Annotated in this window: 5 protein-coding genes; 2 read left to right on the top strand and 3 right to left on the bottom strand. The window is 65.2% G+C overall.

Going from position 1 to position 6,187, the window contains the following annotated elements; all coding sequences use genetic code 11:
* The 3 genes from ON22_RS25780 to trmB all read right to left on the bottom strand — a co-directional run.
* On the bottom strand, nt 1-2,682 hold a 2,682-nt coding region (locus ON22_RS25780; protein WP_081595838.1), incomplete at its 3' end, for an MMPL family transporter.
* 1 nt (nt 2,683) lies between these two features.
* Entirely contained in the window at nt 2,684-3,412 is a 729-nt protein-coding gene (locus tag ON22_RS25775) for an NYN domain-containing protein (RefSeq protein ID WP_033246520.1), read from the bottom strand.
* Complete coding sequence (gene trmB / locus ON22_RS25770; protein ID WP_033246519.1) at nt 3,412-4,221, bottom strand: tRNA (guanosine(46)-N7)-methyltransferase TrmB; 810 nt, start codon at nt 4,219-4,221, stop codon at nt 3,412-3,414. The genes ON22_RS25775 and trmB overlap by 1 nt, the downstream gene beginning before the upstream one ends.
* 743 nt (nt 4,222-4,964) lie before the next feature.
* On the opposite strand from trmB, the gene ON22_RS25765 reads away from it, so the two are divergent.
* The gene (locus ON22_RS25765; RefSeq protein WP_231508735.1) at nt 4,965-5,627 is read left to right on the top strand and encodes a recombinase family protein; all 663 of its coding nucleotides are present in this window, start codon (nt 4,965-4,967) and stop codon (nt 5,625-5,627) included.
* A 189-nt stretch (nt 5,628-5,816) separates the two neighbouring features.
* Nucleotides 5,817-6,179, top strand: a complete 363-nt coding sequence (locus tag ON22_RS36895; protein ID WP_156052395.1) for a hypothetical protein — start codon at nt 5,817-5,819, stop codon at nt 6,177-6,179.
* Nucleotides 6,180-6,187 lie beyond the last annotated feature (8 nt).

Below are 6,187 nucleotides of genomic sequence, written 5' to 3'. Positions count from 1 at the left end.
ACCCTGCCTGGGCGCCGCGGCGTCGGTGGCGCCGCGCTCGGGACCGGCGGCTCGCGAACCACCGGCGGGACCGGCGGAGCCGTCCACTGGCGGCCGGGGCCGGTGCGGTGGGGTCGGCTGGGGCCCGCGGGCGGGTGCCCGGTTCTCCTCGCCCGCCGGGCGGGTGTGCCGGCCGGTCGCCGAGGGATCGTCCTCCGGCCCGCCGCGACCGGGCTCGTCCTCGGCCGGCGGGGCGGCGCGTGGCCGAGTGGGGTCGGGCGGGGTGGGCATCGATTGTTTCGGCGCTGTCGGTGTGGAACCGGCCGGTGCCTGTTTATCGGCGCCCTTGCGCGCATTCTTGGGAACCGCGCTCATATGCGCGGTGGGTGCGGCCGCCTCGATCTCCTCGCGGCTGCGTTTGCGTACCGGCGTCTTACGCTGTTTCTCCGACGCGAGCGCGGGCATCTGCATGGTGACGGGATCGGTGACAGGCGTCGTCTTGACCAGGTCCACCACATCGCCCGCACCGGGACGCTCGTCGTCCAGGATCGGCTCGCCGAGGCCGATCTTCTGCTGGATCCGTTTCATCCACGCCGGTGCCCACCAGCAGTCGTCGCCGAGCAGTTTCATGGTCGCTGGGACCAGCAGCATGCGCAGGACGGTGGCGTCGATGATCAGCGCGGCGATCATTCCGTAGGCGATGTACTGCATCATCACCAGATCGGAGAACGCGAAGGCGCCGGTCACCACCAGCAGGATGAGGGCGGCGGCAGTGATGATGCGCCCGGTGTGCGCGGTACCGATCCGGACGGCTTCGGTGGTCGAAGCGCCTTGAGCGCGGGCCTCGACCATCCGTGACAGCAGGAACACCTCGTAGTCGGTGGACAGGCCGTAGATGATCGCGATGATCAGCACCAGCACCGGGGACATGATCGGCTGCGGGGTGAAGTTCAGCAGATCCGCACCGTGTCCGTCGATGAATATCCAGGTCAGGATGCCCAGGGTGGAGCCGAGACCGAGCACGCTCATCAATGCGGCCTTGATGGGCAGCACCAGCGAGCCGAAGGTCAAGAACATCAGCACCGTCGTGACCAGCAGCACCACGGCGATCATCAGGGGTATTCGGTCCACCAGGGCGTCGATACTGTCGCCCTGGAGTGTCGGCTGCCCGCCGACCAGCATCGTCACATCGTCCGGTACATCGATCGCCCGCAGGTAATCCACGGTCGGCCGATAGTTGTCGGAGTCGACAAGCGTCGCATCCGTGCGGAACACATTCGGCTGGTCCGGGGATTGCGACGGTACCGCGAAGCCGGCGGCATCGGCCAGGCCGGGCGCTTTATCGGCCTCCCTCAGCAGTTTCCCGATGGCGGAGGTGTTCTCGCTGATGAAGATCAGCTGAATCGGGTCGGATTGGCGCAGCGGGAAGGTTTGATCGAACTCCTCCTGCGCGACCCGCACGTCGTTGTCCGGTGGCAGGTACTTCTCGCTCATACCGCCGAAGGCCAGGTTCTTCACCGGGATGATCAGCAGCAGCAGCCCGATGCAGATCGGGATGGCGATCTTGAGGGGATGCTGCATAACCCAGGTGGTGGCCCGCCCCCAGAGACTCGACTCGACCTCTTCCGCGGATTTGGTCTTGCGCATCTTCTTGAAGCTCAGCATGTCCACCCGCCGCCCCAGCACGCCGAGCATGGCGGGGAGCAGGGTGATGGAGCCGAGCGCGGCCAAAGCGACGGTGGCGATGGTGCCGTAGGCCATCGATTTCAGGAAGCCCTGCGGGAAGAGCAGAAGTCCGCCGAGGCTGGCGATGATCATGGTCGCGGAGAACACGACGGTCCGTCCGGCGGTCATCACCGAACGCCGGACAGCAGCCGGGGTGTCGTACCCCTCGGCCAGTTCTTCCCGGAATCTGCTGACGATGAACAACCCGTAGTCGATGGCCAGACCCAGGCCGATCATCGAGACCACGGCACCGACGAAAGTGTTCACGTCGGTGAGCTGCGCCACCCCGGTGAGAATGCCGTTCGCCGCGATAATGGTCAGACCACCGATGATCAGCGGGAGCGCGGCGGCAACCACACCGCCGAAGATGAAGAACAGCAGGATGCCTACCGCCGGGATGGCGAGAAGCTCCATCCGCTTCGTATCGTGCGCCATGGTGTCGTTGAGCGTGCCCGCCACCGGTTGCAGGCCGGCGACCTGCACGTCGACTCCGTCGATGAAGAAAGCATCCTGGACGGCGCGGTAGTTGCGGACCATCTCGTCGTCGTTGTCGCCGACGATCGCGACGGAAGCGAAGGTTTTGGTCTTGTCCTTGGAACCGAAGACTGCTGGTGCGGCCTCACCCGTCTCGGTCTTCCAGTAGGCGCCCTTTACGTAGGCGATCTGGTCCGGGTGTTCTTTCGGCAGCCGGTTCAAGTTATCGACGATCTTGTCGCGGAACGCAGGATCGGAGTCGACTGTCTGACCCTCGGGTGCTGTGTAGAGCACTAATACATCGGCGTCGTGGTTACGGCCGAATGCCTCATCCGAGATCTCGGCGGCCTTCACCGACTCCGAATTGGGATCGAACAAGCCGCTGGAGGTCAGGTGATCCGCCAGGCCGAGGCCGTAGGCACCCAGACCCAGCATCCCTGCGACAACGACTCCGATAACGGCGAAACGCAGCCGGTAGACCAGATCGCCCCAGCGGGTGAACACTTTAAGCGACTCCTTGTGCGGGGCGAGAGGTGAGCAGCGCCGACAGCGGCCGGAACGGCTGCAGCCAGGCACCCTCGTCGGGCAACGAGTCGAGGCTCACCCGCGGGAGCGGTTCACGGAACACACCCGGGATGTCCTCGAGGTCGACGAATTCGAGAGTATCGGATGTTACGGCCCAACTCGCATGCTCGCGGAAGCCGAGTACCTGAACCGGGATTCCGTCGGCGGCGAGTTGTTCGAGTGGTTCGCGGAATGCCTGGCCGTCTGCCGAGGCCACGATGATTCCGGCCAGGCCCGCGCCGCGGGTGCGTTGCGCGATATGGCCGAGCATATCGGAGTCGACATCGGAATCTTCGTCGATCTTGGGTTTGGCGAAGACGGCGTAACCGACGTTACGTAGCGCTTCCACCCACGGCCGCACCACATCGGCGGTGCCGGGAGCGATATTGGTGAATACCGTTGCTTCGGGCTCCACCCGTTGTTTCTCGCCGGCGGACAACTCGGCGGTGCGGGCGAGCAGCCAGCGGCCCAGCGCGTCGAACCGGGGCCGGTAGGCGGCAGTGGGACGGCCACCGAGAATCGCGCCCAGACCCATGTCCAGGTTGGGTGCGTCCCAGACCAGCAGCACGCGCCGGAGTCTGTCCGGATCGGGCCCGGTGCCCTCGGCACCGGGTTCGTGCAGACTTTCGGCAACCTCGCCGCCGGACGGGGCCATCTCACTGACGCTCATCATTCGATCTTGCCCCATATGAACTCGTTGATCGCACTTCCGGCCCGATGTGCCTTGCTCTCGAATTTGGTGACAGGGCGTTCGAACCCGATAGGCGCCGATTCACGATGCTGGGCGCTCACTCCGCCGGTGGTCTCGTTCAAGCCGACGAGCAGGGGTTCTGCCGCGCCGACCGCCGCGATGTGCTCGGCGTAATCGGTGTGGTCGGTCGCCACATGCAGTACACCGCCCGGACGCAGCCGGTCGGCGATGAGGGCCACGGTTGCCGGCTGCAACAGCCGGCGTTTGTGATGGCGTACCTTCGGCCACGGGTCCGGGAAGAACACCCGCACCCCGGTCAGCGATCGGGGAGCAATCATGTTCTCCAGCACATCTACCGCATCGCCGCGCAGCAGCCGGATATTACCGATCTCGTCGCGTTCGATCCGCTGGACGAGCTGCGCCAGGCCCGGCTGGTAGACCTCGATACCGATCAGGTTCAGATGCGGTTCGGCCTGTGCCATCTCGGCGGTCGCGGTACCGGTTCCGCAGCCGATCTCGATGACCAGCGGCGCCGCCCGCCCGAACCAGGTGTCGGCATCGAGCGGTTCGTCGGCCACCTCGCGCCCGATCAGCGGCCAGGTGCGATCCCAGGATTTCTGCTGGTTGGGGGTGAGTGCACCGCGCCGGGACCGAAAACTGGTGACCCGCGGGTAGAGCCGGGACCATGTGCGGGTTCCCGGCTCGTGTCCGTCCGTTGTGCTGGACGATACGGACGAAGTCGATTCAGCAGGGTGGACGGCGTCGCTCACGCCTCCATTGTCCAACATGGTCTGGGGTCGTCCGAACTGGACCGGGTGCAGCGCTACTCGCGGGTAATCCACGCTTATCTCGTCAGGTCCAGCTATCTATGTTGGTATCCGGCCGCTGGCTTGGTTTGCGCGGTTGTTTCGGTACTGCTCTCGGCAGTCGAGTCGGGCTTTCATGCATGGGTCGAAACTACCGCCGATGCTCATGGTGCCGATGCCTAGCTGGGGATCAACCGCGAAGCCGCTGGGCAGAGTGCGGTTGCGACGTCTGCATGGACAAGTAGCCCCGGGTGGTAGGTGGCCCGTCTCACAGAAGAGAGGCATTGCGGGAGGACTTTCCCGACGTGCAGCACAGCGTTGGCTACCGGGCGACCAGGCGCCGCTACTACCGGCTCGGTCCGATGTTCGCGTCGCCTCGGCCCGCCACGCCCGAAACTGGTGACAACCGAGCCTTTGGCGAAGAGCGGGACACTGCCTTCCTGATCGTCTACCGCCTTCGGCGTCGATGACCCCGAGCGGCTGAATCCAACATTCTTCTGAGATCGCGGCGTGGAGTCCCGAGACAACAGCCCGGTCGGGGGCTGACGCCGCCGGGTCCAATTGTTCATCGATTGAGCCCAAGATCGTTTCATGAACACTCGACCCGAAACGGACTCCGGCGAACGAACGCCCAGGTCGACCGAAAACGGCGACTGTTCAAAAAACACGTCGTAAAGTAAGACTGTGCAACAACGGCAGAGCACCCTTTTATGTACGATTGCCGGGTGACCGACACCGATGCGCTCGAACCACTCTCGCTCGATGGTGATGCCCTGGAGCCGATCGGCGGGTGCGGAGCGCTGATCGGGTACGCCCGCGTCTCGACCCGAGACCAGAACCTGGACCGCCAGACCCGGGCACTGAAGGCCGCCGGCTGCAAGAAGATCTTCGCCGACAAGAAGTCCGGGAAGGGCACCGAGCGCGAACAGCTGTCGGCGTGCCTGGACTACATGCGCGGCGGCGACACCCTCATCGTCGCGTCGCTGGACCGGCTCGGCCGCTCCCTGCAAGATCTGATCTCGATCGTGGCCGATCTCCGGCGCCGCGGGATCGGATTCCGGTCGCTACACGAAGCACTCGACACCACCACCCCCGGCGGCCGCCTGGTATTCCATGTGTTCGCCGCGCTGGCCGAGTTCATCCGCGAGCTCATCGTCGACGGCACCCACGAAGGCCTGGCCGCCGCCCGGGCCCGCGGGCAGCGCCTCGGTCGGCCACCGGCGATGAGCGAGGAGCAGGTCCAGCAGGCCCGGGTGCTGCTGACTCGGCCGGATGAGTCGGTGTCCTCGATCGCGCGGCTGCTGGGGGTCTCGCGGACGACGCTGTACAAGTACCTTCCCGAACTCACCGCTACTCGGACAGCGCTGGAGCCGGCGCCACAGCGATGAACCACGCTGGACTGTGTTCCAGATCACCAGCGAGGCGGCGCGACAGGGGGAACCGTTCCGCTGCTGCCTCCGTCCAATCTTCTGACGGACAGCATGCAGGTCTTCCGCGGGGGGCTTGTCTTCGGTGACGTCTGTGTTCGCAGGGGTCTCACGTCAGCGGGACGTGCGACGAGACCGAAAGGGGTTGTTATGAAAAAGATCTGGATTGGTGCAGTTGGCACCTTTGGTGTGGCCTTCCCACTGTTAATGGGCCTGGTAGGTGCTGCGCCTGCTGGCGCAGCAGACCCCGCAGGGCCGATGGGAACAGCCTCTGCCGGATATGCTGCCGTGCAGGTGAGCGCGCCAGCTCTGGAGAACAAGCCGAAGAAGATCACGGTCAAAGTCCGCTGCGACCAGGTCGTCAACGGCACCCCCGCCAACGGACATTCCGAGAAGAAGGTTGAAGGAGAAGGCCGCGCATACAACCGCGCCGACGCCCAGAAAGCGGCCGAGAAGGACGTCGACAGCAAGATGCCTCCGGGCCGCCACAAACGGCACTGCCATGTGATCTAGTGAGAGGA

The organism is Nocardia carnea NBRC 14403 (assembly GCF_000308515.1).
Taxonomy (GTDB): Bacteria; Actinomycetota; Actinomycetes; order Mycobacteriales; family Mycobacteriaceae; genus Nocardia; species Nocardia carnea.
This window is presented reverse-complemented; position numbering and strand designations above follow the sequence as displayed.